Annotated in this window: 25 protein-coding genes, 4 tRNA genes and 3 other annotated features; of the genes, 2 read left to right on the top strand and 27 right to left on the bottom strand. The window is 31.3% G+C overall.

The genetic code is table 11. The features are described from left to right. Positions 1-8: 8 nt before the first annotated feature. The 13 genes from CLLI_RS13780 to ytxC form a co-directional block, all read right to left on the bottom strand. The gene (locus CLLI_RS13780; RefSeq protein ID WP_106064772.1) at positions 9-1,007 is read right to left on the bottom strand and encodes a glycosyltransferase family 4 protein; all 999 of its coding nucleotides are present in this window, start codon (positions 1,005-1,007) and stop codon (positions 9-11) included. Next, a complete protein-coding gene (locus CLLI_RS13785) occupies positions 1,004-2,149 on the bottom strand; it encodes an aminotransferase class V-fold PLP-dependent enzyme (RefSeq protein WP_106064773.1) in 1,146 nt (381 codons plus the stop codon). Before CLLI_RS13785 ends, CLLI_RS13780 begins: the two co-directional genes overlap by 4 nt. A 131-nt stretch (positions 2,150-2,280) precedes the next feature. Beyond that, positions 2,281-2,892 (bottom strand): cell division protein ZapA, encoded by a 612-nt coding sequence (locus CLLI_RS13790; protein ID WP_106064774.1) that lies wholly within the window; start codon positions 2,890-2,892, stop codon positions 2,281-2,283. 73 nt (positions 2,893-2,965) lie between these two features. Further along, complete coding sequence (pheT, locus tag CLLI_RS13795; protein ID WP_106064775.1) at positions 2,966-5,344, bottom strand: phenylalanine--tRNA ligase subunit beta; 2,379 nt, start codon at positions 5,342-5,344, stop codon at positions 2,966-2,968. A gap of 24 nt (positions 5,345-5,368) precedes the next feature. Beyond that, positions 5,369-6,388 (bottom strand): phenylalanine--tRNA ligase subunit alpha, encoded by a 1,020-nt coding sequence (gene pheS / locus CLLI_RS13800; protein ID WP_106064776.1) that lies wholly within the window; start codon positions 6,386-6,388, stop codon positions 5,369-5,371. Positions 6,389-6,438: 50 nt separating this feature from the next. Further along, positions 6,439-6,657, bottom strand: a binding site (T-box leader). Between the two features lie 60 nt (positions 6,658-6,717). After that, positions 6,718-7,503, bottom strand: a complete 786-nt coding sequence (locus CLLI_RS13805; RefSeq protein ID WP_106064777.1) for a TrmH family RNA methyltransferase — start codon at positions 7,501-7,503, stop codon at positions 6,718-6,720. A gap of 13 nt (positions 7,504-7,516) precedes the next feature. Then, positions 7,517-8,179, bottom strand: a complete 663-nt coding sequence (locus CLLI_RS13810) for a potassium channel family protein (RefSeq protein WP_106064778.1) — start codon at positions 8,177-8,179, stop codon at positions 7,517-7,519. Positions 8,180-8,191: 12 nt separating this feature from the next. After that, positions 8,192-9,538 (bottom strand): TrkH family potassium uptake protein, encoded by a 1,347-nt coding sequence (locus CLLI_RS13815; RefSeq protein ID WP_106064779.1) that lies wholly within the window; start codon positions 9,536-9,538, stop codon positions 8,192-8,194. 151 nt (positions 9,539-9,689) lie between these two features. Continuing rightward, positions 9,690-10,049 (bottom strand): 50S ribosomal protein L20, encoded by a 360-nt coding sequence (gene rplT / locus CLLI_RS13820; protein WP_106064780.1) that lies wholly within the window; start codon positions 10,047-10,049, stop codon positions 9,690-9,692. A 26-nt stretch (positions 10,050-10,075) separates the two neighbouring features. Next, on the bottom strand, positions 10,076-10,273 hold the full coding sequence (gene rpmI, locus CLLI_RS13825; RefSeq protein WP_106064781.1) for a 50S ribosomal protein L35: 198 nt from the start codon (positions 10,271-10,273) through the stop codon (positions 10,076-10,078). Between the two features lie 22 nt (positions 10,274-10,295). Continuing rightward, positions 10,296-10,817, bottom strand: coding sequence for a translation initiation factor IF-3 (infC, locus tag CLLI_RS13830; protein ID WP_106064782.1), 522 nt, complete (start codon positions 10,815-10,817; stop codon positions 10,296-10,298). A 25-nt stretch (positions 10,818-10,842) separates the two neighbouring features. After that, positions 10,843-10,959 (bottom strand) — a sequence feature (ribosomal protein L20 leader region). A gap of 51 nt (positions 10,960-11,010) precedes the next feature. Then, positions 11,011-12,921, bottom strand: coding sequence for a threonine--tRNA ligase (gene thrS, locus CLLI_RS13835; protein WP_106064783.1), 1,911 nt, complete (start codon positions 12,919-12,921; stop codon positions 11,011-11,013). Between the two features lie 80 nt (positions 12,922-13,001). After that, positions 13,002-13,239 (bottom strand) — a binding site (T-box leader). Between the two features lie 66 nt (positions 13,240-13,305). Continuing rightward, positions 13,306-14,205 (bottom strand): putative sporulation protein YtxC, encoded by a 900-nt coding sequence (gene ytxC, locus CLLI_RS13840; protein WP_106064784.1) that lies wholly within the window; start codon positions 14,203-14,205, stop codon positions 13,306-13,308. A 179-nt stretch (positions 14,206-14,384) separates the two neighbouring features. Between ytxC and CLLI_RS13845 the strand changes: the two genes are divergently transcribed. Further along, a complete protein-coding gene (locus CLLI_RS13845; protein ID WP_106064785.1) occupies positions 14,385-15,089 on the top strand; it encodes a DUF6873 family GME fold protein in 705 nt (234 codons plus the stop codon). A 149-nt stretch (positions 15,090-15,238) separates the two neighbouring features. Here the strand turns inward: CLLI_RS13845 and hsp18 are convergent, their stop codons facing one another. The 14 genes from hsp18 to CLLI_RS13915 form a co-directional block, all read right to left on the bottom strand. Then, complete coding sequence (gene hsp18 / locus CLLI_RS13850; RefSeq protein WP_106063590.1) at positions 15,239-15,679, bottom strand: heat shock protein Hsp18; 441 nt, start codon at positions 15,677-15,679, stop codon at positions 15,239-15,241. 403 nt (positions 15,680-16,082) lie between these two features. Beyond that, a tRNA-Cys gene (locus CLLI_RS13855) sits at positions 16,083-16,156 on the bottom strand. A 7-nt stretch (positions 16,157-16,163) separates the two neighbouring features. Then, positions 16,164-16,238, bottom strand: a tRNA-Gly gene (locus tag CLLI_RS13860). Between the two features lie 3 nt (positions 16,239-16,241). Further along, positions 16,242-16,317: transfer RNA gene (locus CLLI_RS13865), tRNA-Phe, on the bottom strand. A 7-nt stretch (positions 16,318-16,324) separates the two neighbouring features. Continuing rightward, positions 16,325-16,400 (bottom strand) — tRNA-Val (locus tag CLLI_RS13870). Positions 16,401-16,527: 127 nt separating this feature from the next. Continuing rightward, positions 16,528-17,604 (bottom strand): nicotinate-nucleotide--dimethylbenzimidazole phosphoribosyltransferase, encoded by a 1,077-nt coding sequence (cobT, locus tag CLLI_RS13875; protein WP_106064786.1) that lies wholly within the window; start codon positions 17,602-17,604, stop codon positions 16,528-16,530. A gap of 136 nt (positions 17,605-17,740) precedes the next feature. Further along, complete coding sequence (gene hslO, locus CLLI_RS13880; protein ID WP_106064787.1) at positions 17,741-18,622, bottom strand: Hsp33 family molecular chaperone HslO; 882 nt, start codon at positions 18,620-18,622, stop codon at positions 17,741-17,743. Between the two features lie 21 nt (positions 18,623-18,643). After that, positions 18,644-19,381, bottom strand: coding sequence for a class I SAM-dependent DNA methyltransferase (locus CLLI_RS13885; protein ID WP_106064788.1), 738 nt, complete (start codon positions 19,379-19,381; stop codon positions 18,644-18,646). Between the two features lie 43 nt (positions 19,382-19,424). Beyond that, positions 19,425-19,679 carry an alpha/beta-type small acid-soluble spore protein gene (locus CLLI_RS13890; RefSeq protein WP_106064789.1) on the bottom strand — a complete coding sequence of 85 codons (255 nt, stop codon included), beginning with the start codon at positions 19,677-19,679 and terminating at the stop codon, positions 19,425-19,427. 129 nt (positions 19,680-19,808) lie between these two features. Then, the gene (locus CLLI_RS13895) at positions 19,809-20,774 is read right to left on the bottom strand and encodes an ABC transporter ATP-binding protein (RefSeq protein WP_106064790.1); all 966 of its coding nucleotides are present in this window, start codon (positions 20,772-20,774) and stop codon (positions 19,809-19,811) included. Continuing rightward, complete coding sequence (locus tag CLLI_RS13900) at positions 20,774-21,793, bottom strand: ABC transporter ATP-binding protein (RefSeq protein ID WP_106064791.1); 1,020 nt, start codon at positions 21,791-21,793, stop codon at positions 20,774-20,776. The genes CLLI_RS13895 and CLLI_RS13900 overlap by 1 nt, the downstream gene beginning before the upstream one ends. A 14-nt stretch (positions 21,794-21,807) precedes the next feature. After that, positions 21,808-22,740: an ABC transporter permease gene (locus CLLI_RS13905; RefSeq protein ID WP_106064792.1), complete on the bottom strand. Its 933-nt coding sequence runs from the start codon at positions 22,738-22,740 to the stop codon at positions 21,808-21,810. A gap of 11 nt (positions 22,741-22,751) precedes the next feature. After that, positions 22,752-23,705: an ABC transporter permease gene (locus CLLI_RS13910; protein ID WP_106064793.1), complete on the bottom strand. Its 954-nt coding sequence runs from the start codon at positions 23,703-23,705 to the stop codon at positions 22,752-22,754. 223 nt (positions 23,706-23,928) lie between these two features. Continuing rightward, positions 23,929-25,596: a peptide ABC transporter substrate-binding protein gene (locus CLLI_RS13915; RefSeq protein WP_242975613.1), complete on the bottom strand. Its 1,668-nt coding sequence runs from the start codon at positions 25,594-25,596 to the stop codon at positions 23,929-23,931. 393 nt (positions 25,597-25,989) lie between these two features. Here CLLI_RS13915 and CLLI_RS13920 point away from each other — a divergent pair, with 393 nt between their 5' ends. Continuing rightward, on the top strand, positions 25,990-26,979 hold the full coding sequence (locus CLLI_RS13920) for an aspartate-semialdehyde dehydrogenase (RefSeq protein ID WP_106064794.1): 990 nt from the start codon (positions 25,990-25,992) through the stop codon (positions 26,977-26,979). The last annotated feature ends 18 nt before the right edge of the window (positions 26,980-26,997 follow it).

The raw sequence follows: 26,997 nt of genomic DNA on the forward strand, positions 1-26,997 counted from the left end.
GTCAATTGTCAACCGTCAACTGTTATGAGCCCTTTGTAGCTGTTATACAATTCCATTGTAGACTTTTCCCAACTATAATTATTAAGAACATAGTTTTTTAAATTGTGATCTTTAGCTTTTTTTATGGCCATCTTTATACCTTTTCCTATACTATATTTATCATAGGGATTACAATAAATTGCCATATCCTTAAAATACTCCTTTGCACTTCCTTCTTCAGTGGATATAATATTACAGCCACTAGCTGCTGCTTCTAAGGATGACAATCCTGGAGTTTCAATGAAAGAAGGAAGTACATGTACTTTGGTAAATCTATAAGCATTATAAATATTGTAACTATCCATAAATCCTAAATAGGTAACATTAGGAAGTTTAGTACAGCTATTATAATATTCTTTGTCAGTTATATTCCCTATAAGTACAAGTTCTAATGCTAGATCTTTGCATATCTCTGCTAAGGTTAATTGATTTTTTATTTTGCAAATCTTTCCTACACATAATATATAGTTATCCAATTTATATCTTTCTTTAAAATTATAAAGAGGTACATCATCATTTTCAACTTCTACCCCGCTATATATAACAGTATAGGGAAAATGCCTTTTAAATTCTCTTTTTAGTAATTCTCCCTCCATATTACTATTAGTGTATATCATTTTACATCCCTTTAATATCTCATATCTATAGGATTTACATTTATCCCATAGTTTAATGCCATCGTAATCCTTTTCATAATTAAGGTATTTCTTCAAATTCCAATACAATGGCGAAATTACAATGGTTTTTTTATATTTTCTAGCATTTTTATAATATTTATAAGTTTCTCCCATGGTAGTAAGATTAAATAAATGAACTATATCATAATCTGAATAATCATTTATATATCCATTATTTATGTCTACAGTAACCCCAATCTTTCTTAAATAATCAGCTGTTTTTATAACCTGCATAGAATCACCAGCAAAGTTTCTATAATAGTCTCCTCTAATGCAGAACAAAACCTTCATAAATATATCCCCCTATTTATATCAATAATACTTTTTATTATTTCTTCCATGTGATTATAGGTATTAAAATACCCTGGGCTTATTCTCACAGTTCCATGCTTACTGGTGCCTAACATAACATGTATTAGCGGTGAAGAGTGATATCCAGTACTTGCAATTATATTCTTTTCCATAAGCAGCTGTCCTACAGTGTAGCTATCTATATTTTCAATATTAAACGATAGAATAGCAGTTCTGTTCTCAACAGATGGATACCCATATATTTTCACATAAGATAATTTCTTTAATTCAGCTAATAGATATTCCATAAGACCTTCCGTATACTTCTGTATATTTCTTCTTCCAACCTTTTTAATAAATTTCACTCCCTCACACAAGGAGGCAATAGCTGAAATATTTAAAGTTCCACTTTCATATTTATCAGGTAAATAACCCGGATGACTAATACAATTGTCTTCACTGGCAGTACTTCCTTCCATAAAACTATCCATAGGCAATTCATCATTTATATATAGGCCTCCTACTCCCTGGGAACCTAATAGCCACTTTTCTCCCGAAAATACTAATAAATCTATATTATCTTTTTCCACATCAATAGCTATGTTCCCCGCACTTTCTGAGGCATCCACCATAAAAATTATGCCGCTGTCCCTGGCAATTTTCCCTATGGAATTAATATATTGTATTGTACCTAAAACGCCAGATACATGGTTTATTATTATAAGCTTTGTATTCTTCCTTATCTCTTTCTTCAAGTTGTCTATGTTTAATTGACCATACTCATCTACTCCAAGCAAGGTAACCCCTACTCCCTTTTTACTCATCCTATTTAGGGGTCTTAATACGGAATTATGCTCAATTATTGTAGTTATAACATGATCTTCTGGTTTTAATAATCCCTTAATGGCTATATTAATCCCTTCCGTAGCATTTTTAGTAAAAATCATCCTACATGGATTCTTTATATTGAAAGAATCACATAAAACTTTTCGTGTTTCCCATAACTTATTAAAGGATTTTAAAGCCATGGAATTAGAATTATCTCTTGGATATACATCATAGTGCTTCATACAATTTAATGCTTCTTCATAAACTTCTTCAGGCTTAGGATAACTTGCAGATGCATTATCTACATATATCATAAATTCCTCCTAGTTAACTGCGAATTATTAATAATTATTAGATGTATATTAAATATTTTATTTTCTTATGTATAAAGCAGCTACTTTTATATAAAACTATGGGTGTATATTTTAAATATACACCCATAGTTTTATGATTTTTTTTCAATTGTTTCAAAATTTAACATAGGATTGTTCCGCTTTTTTTCTTTAACCAGCTGAACTTGTGTTTCTATAAGCTTGTGTTGTAAATCCATTATCTTATACTTTGAAGATTGAACCTGAAATTTAAATTCTTTACATTTAGACTTTAATATATTATTTTCCTCTAAATGCTCCTTACAGGTTTGCTGTAACATATCTCGTTCCTTTTTTACAGTTTCAACTTCTATTTCTTTTTCTTTTAATGCTTCTTCGAATTTATTAGCCTGTGTATTACTTTTAAGTACTTCATTATAGCCTTCTAATTCATTAATCCTGTTGTTTAACTTTTCCAATTCACTAATGAAGTCTTTCTCTTTTTCTTCCATATTCTTAATTTTATCTAAAAGCTGTTGGATTTCTTCTTCCTTTTTCAACATATCATCCACAGCATTTATAGCAGTTAAAATGGCAGTTGAAGAAGTACTTAGTTTACTATTATTATCCATTATATTTTTTACTTTTTTATCTACATAACTAGCCACTTTATGTAAATATTCTTCTTTTTCATTTCCTTTTAGGTTATACTCTACCCCATTTATCCTAACAGTTACTATGTTCATGTAAACACCCTCTCAGATAAATTCATCTTTAATATATATTCTAACACAAATTACAAATAGTTAAAATATTAATTTATCTGAGCTGTGCTCCCACCTTATTTTCTAAAGTTCTAACTATCTTGTCATGCACCTTATTAACTTCTTCGTCTGTTAGTGTTTTGTTTTCAAGTCTATATAATATGGAATATGCAATGCTCTTTTTACCTTCTGGTATCTGTTTTCCTTTATAAACATCAAATAGCTTAACTTTTTCTACCATCTTTCCCCCTTGTTTAATTATTATATCTTCTATATCTTGAACCAATACATTGTCATCTACTAACATAGCAATATCTCTAAATACAGCAGGAAATTTTGGTAAAGCTTTATACATTTTATTTAAATTTGAATGACTATATAATAGGTCTAAATTTAATTCTGCAATATAACATCTTTCATCCACACCATAATTGTCAGCTACATCAGGATGGATTTCTCCTAAAGTTCCTGCTAAATCTTTCTTTATATATAACTTAGCAGTTTTTCCTGGATGAAAAGTAGGATTTTCATTTTCACGAGTAAATCTGGCTCCAAATACTCCTAAGTGTTCTACTATATTTTCAACTATTCCCTTTAGATCTAAATAGTCTACATTTCCATATAAACCTATAGTTATAATATTTCTTTCCTCCGGAAGCTTAAATTCATCTTCTCCTGGCAAATAAATCTTTCCTATCTCAAACAATCTAGCTTCTTCATTATTTCTTGAATAGTTTCTAGCTAAGGCTTCCATCATTGAAGGTAAAGTAGTAGTTCTCATTATGCTATAATCTTCTCCAAGAGGATTCTTTATTTTAACTGCTTTTCTCAAAGGACTATCCTTAGGTAAAAGTATTTCATCAAAGACCTTTGGACTGACAAATGAATAACTAATTGATTGATTTAATCCACTCCCTATTAAAGCTTCTATAACTCTATCATCTAAATGCTGCTTTCTATTTTTTCCGCCTTTTTCACCAGCACTGTTTGCTATAGTAACAGGCACATTATTGTATCCATATATTCTTGCTATTTCTTCTGCTACATCTTCTTTAATATTTATATCACATCTAAATGTAGGTACTGTAATAGTTAAAATGTCTTCATTTATTTCTGTTCTCAATTCTAATCTATTAAGATATTCTTTCATATCTTCCTTAGAAATATTTGTACCTAAAAATTTATTTACCCATCTTGAATCTACTCCTAAGGTATGTTCTTCAAGCTTTTTAGGATAGATGTCAATAGTACCTTCCATTATATCTCCTGCTTCTAGTTCATTAATTAAATTACATGCTCTATCCATGGCTATTTGAATTAAATTTGGATCTAAATCTTTTTCAAATCTAGAAGAAGCTTCTGTTCTTAAGCCTAATTCTTTAGAAGATACTCTTATATTTGTTCCATCAAAATTAGCAAATTCAAATATTATACTGGTAGTGTCATCTTTAACCTCTGAATTTAATCCACCCATTATTCCTGCTAAAGCTACAGTTCTTTCTCCATCTTTTATACATAGCATATCATCTGTTAGATCTCTTTCTACTTCATCTAATGTAGTAAACTTTTCTCCATTTTTTGCTCTTTCTACAACTATAGTATTAGAAGTTATTTCTCTAGCATCAAAAGCGTGCATTGGCTGACCTAGCTCAAGCATTACAAAATTAGTTATATCAACTATGTTATTTATAGGTCTTACACCTGCTTCCAATAATCTTTCCTGCATCCATGCTGGTGAAGGAGCTATTTTAACATTTTTAATTCCCCTAGCAGCATATCTTCTGCAAAGATTATCTCTTACTTCCACCTTTAGATTATCAGTTATTTTATCTTCACAGGAACATTTATAATCTAGACTAGGCATATTATATTTTTTTTCTAATGTTGCAGCAGTTTCTCTAGCTATTCCAATTATACTTAAGCAGTCCGGCCTATTTGAGGTTATTTCAAAATCAATAACTGAATTGTCTAGTCCTAATACTTCCTTTATGTCCTTACCTATAGGAGTATCTTGTGAAAGTATCATTAATCCATGTACTTCTTCCTCTCCAGCAATACCAAGCTCTTCTTCTGAGCACATCATACCATTTGAAACTATGCCTCTTAATTTTCCTTTTTTTATTTTTACTCCCCCAGGTAAAGTTGATCCATGAAGAGCTACTGGTACTATGTCTCCTTCTTTCATGTTGTTAGCACCAGTTACTATTTGAATAGGCTCCTCTTTTCCAACATTTATCTGACATACAACTAGTTTCTCTGCATTTGTATGAGGCTTTATTTCTAATATCTTTCCTGTAACTACATTGCTAATTTCATCCCCTGAAGATATTACTTCTTCAACCTTTGAGCCTGACAATGTTAATCTATCGCCTAATTCCTGAGCTGAAATATCTATATTAATATAATCCTTTAACCATTTAACTGGGACTTTCATTTCCTATTCCTCCATTCTGAAATTTTAAAATTGATTTAAAAATCTCATATCACTTTCGTAAAGTAATCTTATATCATCTATACCATACTTAAGCATAACCATTCTATCCACACCAAAACCGAATGCAAATCCACTGTAAACTTCTGGATCAATTCCACAGTTTCTTAACACCTGAGGATGAACCATTCCACATCCTAATAGTTCTATCCAGCCGCTTCCTTTACACACTTTGCAGCCTTCTCCATTACATACAAAGCAAGTGGCATCCATTTCAGCTGATGGTTCAGTAAATGGAAAATGATGTGGTCTAAATTTAGTTTTTACTTTATCCCCAAACATTTTCTTTGCAAATAATTCTAAAGTTCCTTTTAAATCTGCAAAAGTTATTCCTTTATCTACTACCAAACCTTCCATCTGATAAAATATAGGAGAATGAGTAGCATCTACTGCATCAGAACGATAAACTTTTCCTGGGGATATCATCTTTATTGGCGGCTTTTGTTTTTCCATAGTTCTTACTTGTATAGGTGAAGTTTGTGTTCTTAAAACTATATTATCATTTATGTAAAATGTATCCTGCTCTCCTCTTGCTGGGTGATTCTTAGGTATATTTAATGCCTCGAAATTATAATAATCTAATTCTACTTCTGGACCTTCTTCAATTGTAAATCCCATAGATATGAATATTTCCTTCATACTCTCCAATGTTAAATCTAAAGGATGTCTTCTACCTAAAGTTTGCTTTCTTCCTGGCATTGATATATCAATAGTTTCACTGTTAAATCTTGTAGATTTTTCTTTTTCCTTCATTTGCTTAGAAGTTTCTTCTATTAATTCCTCAATGCTACTTCTTACTTCATTAGCTAACTTTCCTATTACAGGTCTTTCTTCAGGGCTTAATGCTCCCATCCCCCTTAATATTTGGGTTAACTCTCCCTTTTTTCCTAAATACTTAACTCTAATATTTTCTAATTCATTTTTATCCATAACTGTTTTTAATTCATTTATGGCATTTTCCTTAATCTTTTCCAAGTTTTCTTTCATAACTTAGAGCTCCTTTCAATATATTTTATTAAACAAAAAAAGTCCATCCACATAGGGACGAACTTTATATCCGCGGTACCACCCTGATTGACGCATAAATTGCGTCCATCTCCATAATATATCGGTTATCCACCGCTAACTGCTACTACTATTTCGCAATTAGAACTCAGAAGTGAACTTCAATACAAGATTAATAAAAAGGCTTGCAGTCTATGACCTTTTCTTCCTAAAATAACCCTTATATCTACTTTCTTCCTCATAGTTTATAACTATGCAATTTTTATCTCTTTAATTTTAAATTCTACATATTAATAATAAAATTGTCAATGTTATTTTAAGTTTTGCCTAACTACTTCAAACATTACAATAGATGCTGCCACTCCTGCATTTAGTGATTCTGCTCCACCTGGCATAGGTATTTTGAATGTTTCATGGGCTATACTATATATTTCATCACTTATTCCATTTCCTTCATTTCCTATGCATATGATTACTTTACTATGCCTCAAAGGCAGCTGATAAAAATTTTTATCTGATTGTAATGAGCTGGCTAATATTTTAAAGCCCTTATTAATTAGGCTATTAACTATTTCAAAATTATTATCTTCTAATATAGGTACATGAAATATTGATCCCATGGTAGCTCTTAATGTCTTTTCATTATAAATATCTACAGTTCCCTTAGTAGTTATTATGCCTAAGGCCCCTGCAGCGTGGGCAGTTCTTATGATGGTGCCCATATTTCCTGGATCCTGTATTTTATCAACTAAAACATAAAATCCATTAATGTCACTTATTTTTAAACTTTTATTATCTACTACAGCTATAATGCCTTGGGGGGTATCTGTACTACTTATAGTTTTAAATACATTTTCCTTTAGTAAATATACCTTTGTATCCCTTTTAACTCTGTCATTAATATGAAAACTTTTGTATTTATCTAAAGAATTGTCACATAAAAATATTTGTAGTACATTAAAATCTGAATCCAAAGCTTCACTTACAAATCTAAACCCTTCAACCAAGAATTTATTTTCTTCTCGTCTATATTTTCTTTCTTTAAGCTTCTTAACTTCTTTTATAATAGAATTATCTTTACTAACAATGGTATCCAAGCCTATTCCACCTTTATTTGGATATTAAGTTTTCTAGCCTGCTTAATTCTTCTGTTCCACCTATAGCAACTACAATATCATCTGGCTCAATAATATCCTCAGCAGATGGAGAAACATTTATATCATTATCCTTTTTAATAGCTACTACGTTTATTCCATAGTTTGCTCTCATACTTAAATCTTTTAAATTTCTGCCATGCCATTCTTTAGGGCTTACAATTTCAGCAATGCTATAATCTGGAGATAATTCAATATAATCAAGTATATTTGAAGATACTAGATTATGAGCTACTCTCACTCCCATATCTCTTTCTGGAAGTACTACCCTATCTGCCCCTATTTTATACAATACTTTTGCATGTAATTCATTATTTGCCTTAGCGATTATATATTTTACTCCTAGTTCTTTAACCAATAATGTTACCATAACACTAGCCTGCAACTCTGAACCTATAGTAACAACTGCTACATCAAAATTTCGTATTCCTAAAGATCTAAGACTATTTTCATCAGTGGCATCTGCTTGCACTGAATGAGTTACACTGTCTGAAATATCTTGCACCATATCTTCATTAGAATCTATTGCTAAAACATCATTGCCTAAGGCATATAAAGTTTTAGCAACAGACGTTCCAAATCTACCTAAACCTATAACTACAAATTGTTTTTTAGCCATGATAAACACTCCTTAACCAACTAATACTTTATCCTCTGGATATTTTATTGTATTTGAAGTTTTCTTTCTTGATAATGCCAATGCTAATGTTAAAGGACCTACTCTTCCTGCATACATAGTAAAGGCAATAACTAATTTTCCAATAGCCGTTAATTTAGTGGTTAGCCCTAAGGTTAATCCGACTGTACCAAAAGCTGAAGTAGCTTCATATAAAAGATATTCCAAGGAAGCTCCTTTTTCTGTTATAGAAAGTACCATAGTGACAAGGATTACCAATCCTAGTCCTATAACAGTTATAGCTAAAGATTTATAAATTGTGTCCTTAGGAATTCTCTTTTTAAATATTTCAGTATCTTCTCTTCCTTTAACAATGGATAACACTGTCATAAACAGTAATCCTGCAGTAGTAACTTTTATACCTCCTGCAGTAGAACCAGAAGATCCTCCTATAAACATTAATATTATAGTTAAAAATCTTCCAGCAGTAGTCATATCTGAAGTCGAAACAGAATTAAATCCAGCAGTTCTTGGGCTTACTGAAGCAAAAATAGAAGATAATATTTTCCCTTTAAAAGACATATTTTCTATAGTAGCAGGATTATTATATTCAAAAACGAACATTAAAATTGCTCCTACAACTATTAAAATAGCCGTAACAGAAAGAGCTAATTTTGAATGTAATGATAATTTTTTTAATCCCTTAAAATTGTATATCTCCTGCCATACATAAAAACCAAGCCCACCTATGATTATCAAAGCTGAGATGGTCAATATTACTACTGTATTATTTGCATAGGCTGTTAAACTCTGAAAGTTTCCAAAAAGATCAAATCCTGCATTACAGAAAGCAGATACAGAATGAAATATACTATAATATAATCCCTTAGCCAATCCAAACTGGGGAATAAATTGGGTGGCTAGTAATGCTGCCCCTGCAATTTGTACTGAAAAAGTAAACATCAATACATATTTAGCCATCTTTACAAGTCCCTGCAAAGAAAAAGAATTTAATGCTTCCTGCATTACAAGCCTTTCTTTAAGAGTAATCCTCTTTCCCAATACTAAAGCTATTAATGTGGCAAAAGACATAAATCCTAGTCCGCCTATTTCAATTAAGCACATTATAACTGTCTTGCCAAAATAACTCCAATGGGTTCCAGTATCTACTGTAATTAAACCCGTTACACAGGTTGCTGAAGTAGAAACAAAAAAACAATCTATAAAAGGAGTTCTTTCTCCTGTCTGGGACGCTACAGGAAGATTTAAAAGAATAGCTCCTGTTACTATTACAATAGCAAAACCAATTGCTAGAATTTGAACAGGAGTAAGTTTAAAGTCTTTTACTATTTTTATTTTCATTATATGCACCCCGTAAATTATTATTAAGCTATGAACATTATGGATAATTATATCACTTAAAAACATGTTGTCAACAAACCTTAGTAATATAAAATAATGTGTATTAAAAGGTGATATAAGTTAAAAAATGCAGCTCTATCGCTGCATTTTTTTAAGCATTAATTTGCGCTTTTGCTATTTGTACTAACTCAGAAAAAGCTTTTGGATCATTTATAGCTATTTCTGAAAGCATTTTTCTATTTATATCTATTCCAGCAAGTTTTATACCATTCATAAATCTTGAATATGAAAGTCCGTTGATTCTTGTAGCTGCATTAATTCTAGCTATCCATAACTTTCTAAAATCTCTTTTCTTTAATTTTCTTCCAGTATATGCATTTCTTAATGCTCTTACAACTGATTCATTTGCTGTCTTAAATAACCTGCTTTTTCCACCATAATAGCCTTTTGCAAGCTTTAACACTTTTTTATGATATTTACGAGCATTCATCGCTCCCTTAACTCTTGCCATTTAATAAACCTCCTTTAAGCCCTAAATTATAGGTATGGTAATAAGTTCTTCATTGTTTTTTCTTGACATCCAGCTACATATCCAGTTTTTCTAAGATTTCTCTTAGTTTTAGTGCTTTTCTTTGTTAATATGTGGCTCTTAAAAGCCTTTGCTCTTTTTAATTTACCAGTTCCAGTAACTTTAAACCTTTTAGCAGCACCTCTATGTGTTTTCATTTTTGGCATAGTGTATTCCTCCTCCTAATGATTATGCTCTTTTAGGAGCTAAAACCATTGTCATATTTTTACCTTCTAATCTTGCTGGTTTTTCTATAACACATATATCTCCAACTTTTATAAGAAATAAATCAAGTATTTTCTTCCCAATAAAGGAATAATCAGCTTCTCTTCCTCTAAATCTTATTGTAACCTTTACCTTATCTTCAGCTAATAAGAATTTTTTTGCATTATTAGCTTTTATTTCGATATCATGTTCCTCTATTGTTGGACTTAATCTTACTTCCTTTAAATTGGTGATCTTCTGTTTTTTCTTAGCCTCTTTGTCCTTTTTGGATTGTTCATATATGAATTTACCAAAGTTCATTATTTTACAAACAGGCGGTTTCGCAGTAGGAGCTATCATAACTAAATCTAATTCTCTCTCTTCTGCAATTTTTAGGGCATCAGTTGATGATATTATACCTAATTGCTCACCATCGCTTGTTATAACCCTTATCTCTTTTTCCCTAATCTCTTCATTTACAAGGAAATCCTTACTAATAATATTCACCTCCTAGGTGGATTTAAAAATATATTACATAAAAAAAGAACGGCAAAGCCGTTCCTAATATACAACATACTATGTGTACTTAAATACACAGCCTTACTAGCATTGCTGTAAGGTGAGAAACGGCTGGTTTCTTCTTAACAGATTATATTTTACTATGTTAATATAATATTGTCAACATTTTTTAATTAATTTTTTACTCAATAACCCTATTTTCTATTTCTTCGGTTATCTTTGAAATGAATTCATCTAAGCTCATTGCACCTAGATCTCCACCTTTTCTAGTTCTAAGAGATATTTTATTTTCGTTCATTTCTTTATCCCCTACAATAATCATATAAGGAATTTTTTGGAGTTGAGCTTCTCTTATCTTATATCCAATCTTTTCATTTCTATCATCTATCTCAACTCTTATTTTCTTTGATTTTAATGTCTTAGCTATTGCTGCTACATAATCCTTTTGAGCATCTGTTATATTCATAACCCTTACTTGTACAGGTGCTAACCATGTTGGGAATGCCCCTGCAAATTGTTCTATAAGTATTCCTATAAATCTTTCTATACTTCCAAATACAACTCTGTGTACCATAACAGGTCTATGCTTTTCTCCGTCTGGACCTACATATGTTAAATCAAATCTTTCCGGCATCTGGAAATCAAGCTGTATAGTACCACATTGCCATGTTCTTCCTATACAATCCTTTAAGTGGAAGTCTATCTTAGGGCCATAGAAAGCTCCATCCCCCTCATTTATTTTATAAGGAAGTTTAGCTGCATCTAAAGCTTCTTTTAATCCATTAGTTGCTGCTTCCCAATCTTCATCACTTCCCATAGAATCTTCTGGTCTTGTGGAAAGTTCAACAAAATATTCAAATCCAAATGTCTTATAGAAATCATCTATTAATTTAATAACATTTAATATCTCATCTTTTATTTGATCTTTTGTCATAAATATATGAGCATCATCTTGAGTAAAACATCTAACTCTCATAAGACCATGTAATGCTCCTGAAAGCTCATGTCTATGAACAAGCCCTAATTCAGCTAATCTTAATGGAAATTCTCTATATGAATGTAATGAACTCTTATATACCAATATAGAACCTGGACAGTTCATAGGTTTTATTGCATAATCTTCTCCATCTATCTTTGTAAAATACATATTTTCTTTGTAGTGATCCCAATGTCCTGATTGATGCCATAATGCTTCATTTAATATTATAGGAGTTCTTATTTCATCATATCCTGCTTCTGTGTGTTTTTCTCTCCAGAATCCTTCAAGTTCATTTCTAACTACCATTCCCTTTGGATGGAAGAATGGAAATCCTGGTCCTTCTTCATGGATACTAAATAAATCAAGTTCTTTTCCTAACTTTCTATGATCTCTCTTTTTGGCTTCTTCTAACATATTTAAATATGCATCTAATTCGCTTTTCTTAGTAAAAGCTGTACCATATATTCTTTGAAGCATTTTATTTTTTTCGTCGCCTCTCCAGTATGCTCCAGCTACAGATAATAATTTAATAGCCTTAACTTTTCCTGTAGATGGTACATGAGGACCTGCACAAAGATCTACAAAATCTCCTTGCTTGTAGAAGGATATTATAGCATCCTTTGGAAGATCTTCTATAAGTTCTACCTTATATGGTTCATTTTTTTCTTGCATAAATTTAACGGCTTCTTCTCTTGGTAATTCAAATCTTTCTAACTTAAGATCTTCTTTAATTATTTTTCCTACTTCTTTTTCTAAAGTTTCTAACATTTCAGGTGTAAAAGTAAAATCTGCATCAAAATCATAGTAAAATCCTGTATCTATTGCAGGACCTATGGCTAACTTTACATTTGGATATACTCTTTTTACAGCCTGAGCCAATATATGAGAAGCTGTATGCCTAAGTGTCCATTTTCCACCTTCATCTTCAAAAGTCAATATTTCTAAAGAACAATCTTCATTGACTTCTGTCATTAATTCTGCATCTTTACCATTTAATTTAGCACCTAATGCTTTTTTGTAAAGAGCAGGACTGATCTTCATAGCTATATCACTAATTTTTGTTCCCTTTTCAAATTCCATTATCTTACCATCTTTTAATGTTACTTTAATCATTGCTATTCCTCCTTATCCATAAAAAAGTTTTCAATTAATAATCAACTAATAATAAACAAAAAACAAAAAAAATCCTCCCAAACTGGGACGATTTAAATACCGTGGTTCCACCCAAATTGATAGTAGCATAAATAAAATACCAATAATGCTATCATCATCTTTAGCCCTTTAACGCAGGTAACGACTATGCTTACTAAGATTTCAGCACATAGCTCAAAGGTGGTTTTCAACAAATTCTATTAAGAAAATCTTTCAGCCCTTGGATCTTCATCTCTTTTAATATGTTTATTGCTTACTCTTCCTTTTCACAGCCTTTTTCCATCTTTTTTTATTATTATATTCTTTAGTTTTTATAATGTCAATATTAAATATAGATAACTTGCATTAATTATGGTTTTTTTCCTTAATCTTATTACATATTTTACATTTATCGCAGAACTCTACTCTCTGTAAGAATACATTTTTTATTGTATTTATAAATTCCGTGTTATGACAATTATTAGCACAATGTATAATTATTTTATTTGGGCAATAAGTAATAAGACCACTAATAAGCATATCCTCCATATTTACAGTGCCAGTAAATTTATTTCCTAAAAACTCATTAAATAATCTATCCATTAAATCATCGCCGCTTCCATCTTGAATTATATAATTTCCGCCTTTATCTATAATGATATTCACTTCATCTATTTTACTATCTTGTATATCCACAAAATATTTAAGTAATTTTATAAATTCATTATATTCTTTTTCTATTAAATAATCCTCCACAATTTTATCTATTATATTTTGCAATTCATTTTTTAACTCTTTCATTCTAAAAGTTAAAAAGCCCTTTATATTTATTTCTTTATTTTCTTCTATACATTCAACTATCTTTTCTATTATTTCATTTTTTCTGTTCATGTAATATATGTTTGAATCCTCAATAATATGGCTATCATTATTCAATATTTCTATACTTCTTTTCTTTACTTCATCAATTTCATCTCCATCTAGAAAAAAATAAGTATCTGTAATAAATTCTATAATATATTTGCGTGAGAACTCCTCTATTAATGCTTTATATAATATGTTAGCTATATATATATTAAACATATTTAAATTTTTTCTACTTAATTTCTCATCTGGAAAGGATATTTTAATGAAGTGAGTACTTTTATTTATGCTCTCTGAAATACCAGCTTCTATTTTCTTCATTTTAAAGAAATTCTTTAAATCCTTTATACCTTCAATTATTTCTTCCAAATCTTCCTCATATACAAGTTGAAATGATTCCATTGGCCTCACTCCCTTCTACAATAGTATGCGTTTTATTCAAAGGTATATTCATAATAATTTATTCAAATATCGACAGCACAATAATATTCTATGCTTATGAAGATATCAGTCATTTGATAAACATAATATAATACTATAAAATGTAATTAAACTATTGAAGGAGCGTAAAAATTAATAATATGAAATACATTTTTGTAGATTATAGAATTACCAATGAAGAAGAAACAAATTTATTAAAACTAGGATATAAAATATTAAAATGTCCTCCTAACTCTTCTCTTTATGAAGCTGTTTGTGGCCATCCAGATATGCTGATGCATATAATTGATGATAAAAATATTGTAGTCCATAGGGATATGGATATAAACTTTATTAATACATTAAGATCTTTAGGTATTAATGTACTACTATCTTCTTCTTCACTAATCTATAAATATCCCTATGATATAATTCTAAATGCAGTTAATTTAAAAAACTTTTTTATACATTATATAAAATATACAGATACAGTTTTATTAGATAAAATTCACAATAAGAAAATTATAAATGTTAAACAAGGATATACTAAGTGCTCTACAGCCATAGTAAAAGATACTGCCCTTATCACCAGTGATAAAATAATAGCTTCTGTTATGGAAAAAGAAAATGTAGATGTGCTGCTGCTTCCACCAGGTGATATTATACTGCCAGGTTTAGATTATGGCTTTATTGGCGGCTGTTGTGGCATGATAGAAGAAAATAAGATTGCTTTTTATGGTGATTTAAAATATTACGCTTACGGGAAAGAAGTTATGAATTTTTTACATAAGCATGATGTAGAACCTATATTCTTATCTGATGGAAAGCTGATAGACAGGGGAAGCATCTTTAAAGTTGAGAGTTGAAAGTTGACAATTGACAATTATGGTTAATTTTTCTCCATTGACATTACGAAAAATTTCAAAATAAAATTCCGGGGCTGTGGCATTAAGAATAATACTACAATTCCTTAGTACCACAGCCCCATTCAATTTAATATGCTTTAGTTATATTTCTAATGGATATCAATTTTTTTCTTTTCATCCTTGCCTTTATTTAATTTTGGAAGAATAATCTTTAAAACACCATCGTTAAATGAAGCATCTATTTTGCTTTCATCTACATTATCTGTATAGAAACTTCTCTTAAACTCTCCATAGTGTCTTTCTCGTGTAACATAATTTTCATTTTTATCTTCTGCGGAATCATCACGCTTTGCACTGATTACTAGATAATTGTTATTAAACTCTATATTTATATCGTCTTTTTTAATTCCGGGAAGGTCTGCTTCCACTACATAGTTTTCATCTGTTTCTTTTAAATCCACCCTAATGTTTCCCTGTAAGTTGTGCATTGTTGGAAAGAAATCATCATCGAAGAAATTATTCCAAAATGGTGAAAAGAAATCCTCTTTTCTATTTAAATTATTTCTACTAAAAGGTATCATCTCAAACATTTTTAACTCCTCCTAACTCTTATTTAATTTATACTTATATAATAAATCAATGGTCAAAGAAAGTCAAAGTCTAAAAGTAGGAGATTTACGAAACTAACTTGAAAAATCTAATATGTTATCTTTATAAGTTATTTTAACAAGAATTTATAAAGATAAATGCCAAATTTTGATGAATTTTGGTGTTTTTAAGAGTTGCTACTCATATAATTATGATTTGGCACTTAATAATATTGATGGATGTGTATCTCTGCTTGTTTCAAATTCCCTTTTACAGTTATCACATATTATTTTCATATTTTTCATCTGTCTATTTGACATGGAGCAGTTCATTCTTATTTATTCTTTAAAAAGACTGTCAATTGTCAACTAAAAAAATCAGCACTACTTAGTGCTGATTTTTTATTGGAGGCGCCACCCAGATTTGAACTGGGGGTAGAGGTGTTGCAGACCTTTGCCTTACCACTTGGCTATAGCGCCATATATATGGAGCGGAAGACGAGATTCGAACTCGCGACGTTCACCTTGGCAAGGTGACGCTCTACCACTGAGCCACTCCCGCGTCTGGTGGCTGGACCAGGAATTGAACCAGGGACACGAGGATTTTCAGTCCTCTGCTCTACCGACTGAGCTATCCAGCCTAATCTATGGTGGGCACAACAGGGCTCGAACCTGTGACCCTCTGCTTGTAAGGCAGATGCTCTCCCAGCTGAGCTATGCGCCCATAGATTTAACATTAAGACAATATTAATTATAATGAAAATCATAAAACTTGTCAATACCTTTTTTTAATTTAATGAAAAAGTCAATGCACCTTTTGGGGAGCATTGGCACCTTTTATAGTGAATAAACTACTTTTCTCTTATATCTACAAAGAACTCACTGTTATGTATACTTGCTTCCTCTAAAGTGGCCATATTATTCATGACACATAGAGCTGACTCAATTATGCAAAATTCTAGAGGGCAGCCAGTACCTTCTCCTAATCTCATATCCATATTTAACCCTGGTCTTAATCCTATTTCATTCATCACATATTCAGATCCTGGTTCTGCTGATAAATGGGATGGAAACATAAAATCTTTTACATTGGGATTTAATCTAAATGCACAAAGAGCAGCGGCACAAGCAATTATTCCATCTATAACTATAGGAACTCTGTTCTTGGCAGCTCCTAGGAAACATCCACACAATCCCGCTATATCAAATCCACCTACCTTAGTTAATACATCAATAGGATCTTTTTTATCAGGGTCGTTAATTTCTATTGCCCTCTTAATTACTGCTTTCTTATTTGCAAATCCTTCTTCTGTAAGACCAGAACCCTTTCCAGCAACAATATCAGAATCCATTCCTGAAAGCACACTTATAACTGCAGCACTAGTTGCGGTATTACACATACCAGCTTCACCAGTACCAAATAAATCATAACCTTCTTTAACAAGATTATCCACAGCTTCAATGCCGATTTCAATAGCTTTAATAGCTTCTTCCCTTGTCATAGCAGGACCTTTTGCTATATTTTTAGTGCCATAAGCTATTTTTTTATTTATTATATTGGGATTATTAAATTCTGCTTTAACTCCCACATCTATTACGCAGATATCAGCTTTTGCATAATCAGATAAAACTCCTATACCTGTTATTCCTTTTGTATAATTGTTAGTAATTATAGCTGTTAACTCCTGTGGGCAGGCACTAACCCCCTCTTCCCAAACTCCATTATCAGCAGCCATTATTATAGTATTTTTCTTATTTATTCTGTTCTTTACTTTTCCCGTTATTCCTGACATTTTTACCGCAATTTCCTCTAGCTTACCTAAACTGCCTATAGGCTTAGAAAGATTATCCATCCTTTCCCATGCCTTTTTTATAGCTTCTTTATCCGCTGGTCTGATAATATCTAAAGTCTTTTGTAATAAGTTCATATATTCCACCCCTCTAAAAACATCACCTCTACATTTTAGTTAGAGGCTTAATAGTATTCAATTATGGATTAATTATATTACTTTATTCCACATGTTTCAAGTACATTATCCCTATTCTTAACTAAATCATTCGTAATTACTCGTTAATTTTCTCTAACAATTGTCCTATTTCTTCGTGATTAAAGTGGTAGCTTTTATTACAAAATTCACATTTTAATTCCTCAGTTTTATTATCATTATACAATTCCCCTAAATCCTTTTTACCTATACTTATAAGAGCTCTCTTTACTCTTTCTCTTGAACAATCACATCTATATTCTGGTGTAAGGTGTTCTAATATTTTTAAATTCATTCCTTCAAAAATAAATTCTAATATTTCTTCTATGCTCATTCCCTTTGATATAAAATCAGTTATTGATGAAATCTCTTCTAATCTGTAAGTTACTAAATCTGCTGCCATATCATCAGCCCCAGGCATCATTTGGATTATAAACCCTCCTGCTGCCTTTACACTCAAATCTTCATTAACTAAAACTCCTAATCCTACAGCGGATGGAGTTTGTTCTGAAACAGTAAAATAATAAGCTAAATCATCTCCTATTTCTCCAGAATATATTGGCGTTTGTCCTACATAAGGCTCTTTAAGCCCCATATCCTTAATTACTGTCAACATACCATTCTTTCCTATAGCACCGCCAACATCCAGCTTTCCTTTATCATTTGCTGGTAAATCTACATAAGGATTACCTATATACCCCTTAACATGTCCATCAGCATAGGATGTTACAACTACTCCTCTTGCTTCTCCACCACCTTGAATCTTCAATGTGAGTGTGTCCTTATCAGATTTTAGCATAGTACCCATAAGAGCGCCTGCCGTTAACATTCTGCCAAGTGCAGCAGCTGCTGTAGCACTACAATTATGAACCTTTACCCCTTTATTTACTAAATCAGTAGTTATTGCACCAATTATTCTTATGCCGCCGTCCATAGCAACAGCTTTAACCAATTTATCCATTCTATCAATGCCTCCAAACTTCTATTTTTTTAACACATAAGCTATTCTTTCTGTGTCTTCCCTCAAAGCTTTACTTTCATAATTATCAAGAAGCTTTGCAATTTGAAACCCGCATGCAATTGCCGACTCCTGGATTTCTTTGTTTGTATAAGCTCTTTCTCTGTGGAACTCATCAAATCTTTTATAAACTTTTCCCTGCTTAATAAAAAAGGTTAAATACATGTCCACTATATCCTCTTCAAGATTATTCTCCCAAATATAATAGACATCTTCACTATCATAGTTGTATATATTGTTTCCTAGTATTTGTGTGATCTTATAATAGGAATTAATATCAAAAACAAATATACCCCCATCTTTCAAATGATTGTATACACCTTTAAAATATTCATGAAGCTTCTCTTTTTCAACTATATAGTTAGTAGAATCTAAGCAGCAAGTTATTAAATCAAATTTTCTATTTAAGTTTAAACTACTTATATCCTGACATATAAATTTGCCCTTTATGCCACTGTCTCTTAATTTTCCTTCTGCCTCTGTCAGCATATCGTATGACAAATCCACAGCCCAAGTGTTTAAAAAAGACTTTGCTATATTTTCTGTTATATTTCCAGTGCCACAGGCTAGATCTAAATAATCTTTTCTTTGAACTTTATACTCATCACAGAAAATCAAAATTGTATCTGCCCATTTTTTATAGTCAATATCTCCTTTTATTAGCTCATCATATATATGAGCAAAATCCTTATAGCAATCCATTTAGCAATACTCCTTTTTGCGAATAATTTACACTTACTAAATATTATATATTTTCATTCTGCAAGTCAATATTTTTTGGAATATTAAGTTGTTTTTTTCTTTTAGTCATTATTCCACCTATTCTTCCAGTCTCCTCCGAGGTTAAAGAACTCCATCCAAGTTTATCGACTTTTTCCCTTAATCCTAATTCTTCTGCAATTTCATATTTCATTTTTTCTCTTAGTTTTTCACTGTCTGTTAATTCCCTATTTGATTTTAGCTTTGCCTTTATAACCTTCTTTAAAGGTGTTTTCCCCATAATTATTCCTCCACTTAAGATTAATAAAAAGTCATATAACACATTAAATAGTTTTTACAGGAAGGAAATTAATTATACACTGAATAGAAATAAAAATAGAGTAAGGATTATCCTTACTCTGTAAATAATCTATTTATCATTAAATAAGTGACAAGCAACAAAATGATCCTTTTCTACCTCTTTAATCTCAGGTATGGCCTCAGTACATATAGGCTTTGCATACTTACATCTAGCTGCAAATCTACATCCAGGTTTTGGATTAATAGGGCTTGGCACTTCCCCTTCTAACATTATTCTGGACCTAGTTTCTTCAATTTCAGGGTCAGGAATAGGAATAGCAGATAAAAGTGCCTGAGTATATGGATGCAATGGTTTTTCATATAAATCATGGCTAGATGCTAATTCCACCATAGTACCTAAATACATAACTCCAACTCTATCTGATATATGTTTTACCATAGAAAGATCATGTGCAATAAATAAATAGGTTAATCCTAATTCATTTTGTAATTTAATTAATAAATTTACTACTTGTGCTTGTATTGATACATCAAGAGCAGAAATAGGCTCATCACATACAATGAACTTAGGTTCTACAGCTAAAGCTCTAGCTATACCAATTCTCTGTCTTTGCCCTCCAGAAAATTCATGAGGAAATCTTGAAGCATGCTCTTTATTAAGTCCTACTAAATCTAACATTTCGTATATTTTATTTATTCTTTCCTTCCCCTTGTATAATCCGTGTATATCTATTCCCTCGGCAATAATTTCTCCTACAGTCATTCTAGGGTTTAATGAAGCATATGGATCTTGGAATATAATTTGTGCATTTTTAGTAAAAGCTTTTTTATCTTTTCCTTTAAGTCCGTGTATATTTATTCCTTCAAAAAAAACTTGTCCGCCAGTAGCCTCGTATAATCCTAGAACTGTTCTGCCACAGGTAGTTTTACCGCAGCCTGATTCTCCAACTAAACCTAAAGTTTCACCTTTTTTTATATTAAAACTTACATTATCTACAGCCTTTAAAACTGAGTCTTTTCCCACCTTAAAGTATTTTTTCAAGTTTTTTACTTGTACTAAATAATTATCTTCCATTATTTCGCACCTCCTATAGCCTGTGGAACTTCAACCTTAGGTGCTAAAGGATGTTGAAGCCAGCATTGAACACTATGGGTATCGCTTATCTTAGTAATCTCTGGCATTTCGTCTCTACATATCTGCATACAATACTCACATCTTGATGCAAAAGGACATCCAACTGGTGGTTTTAAAAGATCAGGAGGAGTTCCCTTTATTGAATATAACTGATTTTTATGCTTTGTATCCAATCTAGGAACTGATTGCAATAATGCCCAAGTGTATGGATGCTTAGGATTATAGAATATCTCTTCTGTTGTTCCTCTTTCAATTATCATTCCTGCATACATTACTTGTATTCTGCTAGCTACACTAGCAACAACCCCTAAATCGTGGGTTATAAGTATAACTGCAGTGTCTAGCTTATTTTGTAATTCTTTTATAAGGTCCATAATTTGAGCCTGTATAGTAACATCCAATGCAGTGGTTGGTTCATCAGCTATTAATATCTTGGGATTACAGGCAAGAGCTATAGCAATCATAGCCCTTTGTCTCATACCACCTGAAAATTCATGTGGATATTGTTTGGATCTTTTTTCCGCATTAGGAATATTAACTACTTTTAGCATTTTCACTGCTTCTTTCAAAGCTTCTTTTTTATTCATTCCTCTATGAATAATTAAACTTTCAGCAATCTGATTTCCAATTTTCATAGTAGGATTTAAAGAAGTCATAGGGTCTTGGAATATCATGCTTATATCTTCTCCCCTTAAATCTCTTAACTCCTTATCAGACATTTTTAAAACATCTTTGCCTTCAAAAAAAATTTGTGAACCTTTCTTTATCTCTCCTGGTGGAGTAGCTATTAGTCTCATTATTGATTTAGAGGTTATAGTTTTTCCGCATCCAGATTCACCAACTATTGCTAAAGTCTCTCCTTTTTCTAAATCGAAGGATACTCCTCTAACTGATTGAACCTCACCTGCATATGTGTGAAATGAAACTTTTAAATCTTTTACTTCAAGTAATTTTGCCATAAGTATCCTCCTTTCTACTGACGAAGTTTTGGATCTAGAGCATCTCTTAATCCATCACCCAATAAATTAAATGAAAGCATAGTTAAACTTATTGCTAGGGCAGGGAAAAATAATTCATGGGGATAAAAATCTATTACAGATTGTCCAAATGAACACATAGCACCCCAGCTTGTATCAGGCGGCTGAATACCTAAACCTATAAAGCTTAAAAATGCTTCTGAGAATATAAATCCCGGTATATCAAATGTCATATATATAATTATTATTCCAATAGTATTTGGTATTAAATGTTTAGTTATTATTCTCTTTGGATCTGAACCCAATGCTTGAGCTGCAAGCACATACTCTGATTCTTTTAACTGCATAACTTGTCCTCTTATCAAACGAGCCATTCCAGTCCATCCTGTAATACATAAAGCTAATAATAAGCTTCCTATACCTTGATTATCAAATACAACAGCAAATAGTATAACAATTATCATATATGGAATACTATTTAATACTTCAACTATTCTCATCATTATGTCATCAACTAATCCTCCGAAATAACCACTGATTCCACCATATAGAGTGCCAATAGTTACCTCAATTAAAGTACCGCAAATACCGATTGCTATAGATACCCTTCCGCCTATCCATAGCCTGCCAAACATATCTCTTCCTAGATTATCCGTTCCAAATATATATTGACTATTAGGCTTCTGATTAGTAATAGCTATGTTTTGATGGGTGTAATCAACTCCAGATATCAATTTACCTATCCAAGGTCCTATAACACACATTATAATAATTGCTGACAATAATATTAAAGAAAAAATGGCAACTTTATTTTTCTTTAATCTTCTCCACGCATCCTGCCAATAGGTCATATTGGGTCTTACTATGGCATCAGCATTAAAATTATCACAACCTATTATCTGAAACTTTTCTTTACTTAATTCTGCCATTTTTACCCCTCCTATTTTTTACTGCCTGATAATCTTATTCTTGGATCTATTAATGTGTATAATATATCAACAACTAACAAAGATACTATATATAAGAATGAGTAAAATATGGTGAATCCCATTATCATATTGTAGTCTTTCGCAGATATAGAATCAATCATTGCATTTCCAAGACCAGGAATAGCAAATATCCTTTCAATTACAAAAGATCCCGTAATTATAGAAGCTATTTGTGGTCCAAGTATAGTTACGATTGGAAGTATTGCATTTCTAATAATATGCTTCCATGCTATAGAAACCTTAGACACTCCCTTTGCTTGGGCAGTAATTATATAATCTTGGCTTATTACATCCAAAACAGAAGTCTTCATATATCTTGCATAGGTAGCAATACTTGAAAAACTTAATGCCATAGTTGGTAAAATAGTAAACTTTATAGTATTTAGGAACCCATCTCCTTGACTATACCACCCTGCTATAGGTAAACCTGCTTTTCCTCCTAAGCCCTTTTGCAACAAAGCTGCAACAACAAAGCTAGGTATAGATACACCTAATATGGCAATAAATATAACAAAATAGTCCACCCCTGTATTTCTTTTAAAACCAGCAATTATTCCTAAAGTTAAGCCTATAGCCAAACCTACAAATACAGCTTGAAGACCAATCCTTGCAGAATTTGGAAATCTATCATGTATGTACTTATTAGCAGATATACCTGGTGTTACGAAAGAATCTCCCATATTTCCTTTTAATAAATTTTTAACATACATTACATATCTTTCTGATACAGGCTTGTCCAAACCATACTCAGCCATTAAATTTTCTTTAACTTGTGCCGGCAATTGCTTGACCTGTGAAGTTATGGGATTTCCAGGCATACTATTCATTAAGAAAAACGTAATAGTTACTATTACCCATAACGTAAGCACCATATATCCCAATCTTTTAGATATATATCTTACCATCTTTTCTCCCCTCCGAAACTACAAATATTTTTATATCCTTTGCTATTAAATATATATATAAAATTATTACATTCTTGTAATAAGTATTTTCTACTTTAAAATAAAAGAATTCACACTCTCAAAGTAAATTCTTAATTCTATGAATATTTTATCACAAGCTATATAAAGGCTACAACAGGAAAATCCTGTTGTAGCTTTATAATTACATTACCAATATAATTTACTATTTTCCTTCAATTGAAGTCCACTTTAACTCATATAATCCACCGAAGGATGGGAATTGTAATCCCTTTACATATTTCTGTGTAAAGAAACGTTTGTCTTTGTAGAATACTGGAGCAATTCCAGCCTGTTCTGATACTAATATCTGTTCTGCTCTCTTATATAACTCAATTCTCTTATTCATGTCAGGTTCTTTTTTTATATCTTTAACAATTTTATCATATTCAGCATTTGAGAATTTACCATTGTTGTTTCCATTACCAGTTGTGAATAGTTCTATAAATGCCATTGGGTCATTATAGTCAGCGCCCCATCCTGACATAGCTATTTCAAAATTGCCTTCCTCTGTTTTCTTTAAGTAATCTGAGAAATCAGCTGCTGAGTCTACTTTAATGTTAACACCTATTTTTGATTGCCACTGATTCTGGAAGTATTCTGCATATGCCCTATCTGAAGTAGCACTTCCCTGTGGTAAATATCTTAATGTATATTTTGATGGATTTGGATCTAAATTAAGCTCTTTTAACCCTTCTATAAATAAAGCTTTAGGATCCTTATTAGCTACACTCTTCAATGGTTCTGGAACTACATCTCTATATACTTTTTCTCCAGCTACCATTCCTGTTGGAATCAAACCATTTGATGCAAAACCTCTCTGATAAACCTTATTAACATAAGATTCTCTATCTATAGCAAGTGATAATGCAAGTCTGATTTTAGAATTTGTTAAGAGTTTATTAGCTTTTTCTCCATTTTGATTCATTATCATATAGAAAGATGTTGGATCTGTACTTTCAACGTAATCATATTTTCCTGCTTTAGCTTCATCTTTCATTTTCTGAACATATTCTCCAGTTATAGCTGTTCCATCTATCTGTTTACTAGTAAACATCTGATATCTTGTTGGCATTTCTTCAGCTACCTGGAAGGTACCTTTGTCAAGTTTTACTGTATCCTTATCCCAGTATTTTTCATTCTTATTAAATGTAATTTTTGATCCTTTTTCCCATTTTTCAAGAACAAATGGTCCATCGAATACCATTTTTGAAGGATCTGTACCATATTTATCTCCTGCAGCTTCAACTATATCCTGTCTTAATGGGGATAATAATGGGAAAGCTGTTAACTGTAAGAAGTATGGTGTTGGATTTTCTAATGTTACTTCTAATGTCTTGTCATCTATAGCTTTTACGCCAACTTCTTCTTCTTTTGCTTTACCCTCATAGAATTTTTCACCATTCTTTAATACAAACATAAAAGAAGCATATTGTGCTTTAGTTTTTGGATTTAATATTCTCTTCCAAGCATACTCAAAATCCTTAGCTGTAACTTTTTTACCATCGGACCATTTAGCATCTCTCAATTTAAAAGTCCATTTTAATCCATCCTTGGATTGTTCCCAGCTTTCTGCAATAGCTTTTTCTGGTTTGTCATTGTTGTATCTTGTTAATCCCTCCATAGATGCATTAATAGCATTGAATGACATCTGGTCTGTAGATTTTGAAGTATCTAATGTTTTAGCATCAGAAGATATTAATGTTATAGACTGTCCCTTCTTTCCGCCTTCGGCAGGCTTTTTGCCATCACTACTTCCACCACAACCAACTAATGCTGTGGATAACAACATAGTGGCAGTTAAAAGTATGGCTAAAAACTTTTTACTTTTCACTTTTACTCCCCCTTTTATTTAATTGTTAGACCTTTATTTTTTTATTTATTAATAAGTATACTTATTAATAAATAACTTATACATATATAAATATTTTATACATATAAAAATATTAAATTTTTATTAATCTAAAATATGATTATAAGACACTTCAAATGACATTTCCTTTATTTGTTTAAATCATATTAGCATAATTCTTTTATATTGTCAATTATACACTTTTTGATTTATCAAGCTTTGAACTATTTTATCATATTCACAATTTTCCACATATTGAATAATTTCATTCCGATCTAATATATTTTATAATTATTATATTTTTATTAAAAAACTATATGATTTTAGCTATATGGGTTATATAATATAGTAAAGAAATTTTAGGAGGGATTTACTATGAATTATAATGTAGCCGTAGTTGGTTGCACAGGAATGGTAGGAAGAAAATTTCTAGAATTACTAGAAGAAAGAAATTTTCCAGTAGATAATCTCTATCTTTTTGCATCAGCTAAATCTGCTGGAAAAGAATTAAGTTTTAAGGGATGTGATTATACTGTTGAAGAATTAAAGGAAGATAATATAAAAAATAAAAAAATTCATTTTGCTCTTTTCTCAGCAGGAGGAAGTGTAAGTTTAGAGTTTGCTCCTATCTTCGTTAAATATGGTGCTACTGTAATTGATAATAGTAGTGCATGGAGAATGGATCCAAAGGTTCCTCTTGTAGTACCAGAAGTAAACCCTGATGATATTGAATGGAATAATGGTATAATAGCAAATCCTAATTGCTCTACAATACAGGCAGTAGTTGCATTAAAGCCGCTCCATGAAAGATATGGAATTAAGAGAATAATTTATTCAACTTATCAAGCAGTATCTGGTGCTGGAATGGGAGGATACAACGATCTTCTTGAAGGATATAAAGGTATGCCTCCTAGAAAATTTCCTTATCCAATAGCAGGTAATATAATACCGCATATAGATAGCTTTCTTGAAAACGGTTATACAAAAGAAGAAATGAAAATGGTTAATGAAACTATTAAAATATTTAATGATAACACTTTAAAAATAACAGCTACTACTGCAAGGGTTCCTGTTTATCATGGTCACAGTGAAAGTATAAATGTAGAGCTAAAGTGTAACTTTAAATTAGAAGATATTTTTGAACTTTATAAAAATGCTAATGGAATTATATTAAAAGATGATGTAAAACATTTGGTATACCCTATGCCAATTGAAGCTGCAGGTCATGATCAGGTATATGTGGGAAGAATAAGAAGGGATTTCAGCGTTGAAAATGGCTTAAACCTATGGGTTGTTGCAGATAATATAAGAAAAGGTGCTGCATTAAATGCAATACAAATTGCAGAATGCATTATAAATGAATAATATTTAATAAAATTAACA

This window comes from Clostridium liquoris, from assembly GCF_002995785.1.
Classification (GTDB): domain Bacteria; phylum Bacillota; class Clostridia; order Clostridiales; family Clostridiaceae; genus Clostridium_AO; species Clostridium_AO liquoris.

Coding starts and splice junctions, on each gene's coding strand:
- CLLI_RS13780 (WP_106064772.1), bottom strand. CDS start 1,007: ATGAAGGTTTTGTTCTGCATTAGAGGAGACTATTATAGAAACTTTGCT.
- CLLI_RS13785 (WP_106064773.1), bottom strand. CDS start 2,149: ATGATATATGTAGATAATGCATCTGCAAGTTATCCTAAGCCTGAAGAA.
- CLLI_RS13790 (WP_106064774.1), bottom strand. CDS start 2,892: ATGAACATAGTAACTGTTAGGATAAATGGGGTAGAGTATAACCTAAAA.
- pheT (WP_106064775.1), bottom strand. CDS start 5,344: ATGAAAGTCCCAGTTAAATGGTTAAAGGATTATATTAATATAGATATT.
- pheS (WP_106064776.1), bottom strand. CDS start 6,388: ATGAAAGAAAACTTGGAAAAGATTAAGGAAAATGCCATAAATGAATTA.
- CLLI_RS13810 (WP_106064778.1), bottom strand. CDS start 8,179: ATGGCTAAAAAACAATTTGTAGTTATAGGTTTAGGTAGATTTGGAACG.
- CLLI_RS13815 (WP_106064779.1), bottom strand. CDS start 9,538: ATGAAAATAAAAATAGTAAAAGACTTTAAACTTACTCCTGTTCAAATT.
- rplT (WP_106064780.1), bottom strand. CDS start 10,049: ATGGCAAGAGTTAAGGGAGCGATGAATGCTCGTAAATATCATAAAAAA.
- rpmI (WP_106064781.1), bottom strand. CDS start 10,273: ATGCCAAAAATGAAAACACATAGAGGTGCTGCTAAAAGGTTTAAAGTT.
- thrS (WP_106064783.1), bottom strand. CDS start 12,921: ATGATTAAAGTAACATTAAAAGATGGTAAGATAATGGAATTTGAAAAG.
- ytxC (WP_106064784.1), bottom strand. CDS start 14,205: ATGGAATCATTTCAACTTGTATATGAGGAAGATTTGGAAGAAATAATT.
- CLLI_RS13845 (WP_106064785.1), top strand. CDS start 14,385: ATGAAATACATTTTTGTAGATTATAGAATTACCAATGAAGAAGAAACA.
- hsp18 (WP_106063590.1), bottom strand. CDS start 15,679: ATGTTTGAGATGATACCTTTTAGTAGAAATAATTTAAATAGAAAAGAG.
- cobT (WP_106064786.1), bottom strand. CDS start 17,604: ATGAACTTATTACAAAAGACTTTAGATATTATCAGACCAGCGGATAAA.
- hslO (WP_106064787.1), bottom strand. CDS start 18,622: ATGGATAAATTGGTTAAAGCTGTTGCTATGGACGGCGGCATAAGAATA.
- CLLI_RS13885 (WP_106064788.1), bottom strand. CDS start 19,381: ATGGATTGCTATAAGGATTTTGCTCATATATATGATGAGCTAATAAAA.
- CLLI_RS13890 (WP_106064789.1), bottom strand. CDS start 19,679: ATGGGGAAAACACCTTTAAAGAAGGTTATAAAGGCAAAGCTAAAATCA.
- CLLI_RS13895 (WP_106064790.1), bottom strand. CDS start 20,774: ATGGAAGATAATTATTTAGTACAAGTAAAAAACTTGAAAAAATACTTT.
- CLLI_RS13900 (WP_106064791.1), bottom strand. CDS start 21,793: ATGGCAAAATTACTTGAAGTAAAAGATTTAAAAGTTTCATTTCACACA.
- CLLI_RS13905 (WP_106064792.1), bottom strand. CDS start 22,740: ATGGCAGAATTAAGTAAAGAAAAGTTTCAGATAATAGGTTGTGATAAT.
- CLLI_RS13910 (WP_106064793.1), bottom strand. CDS start 23,705: ATGGTAAGATATATATCTAAAAGATTGGGATATATGGTGCTTACGTTA.
- CLLI_RS13920 (WP_106064794.1), top strand. CDS start 25,990: ATGAATTATAATGTAGCCGTAGTTGGTTGCACAGGAATGGTAGGAAGA.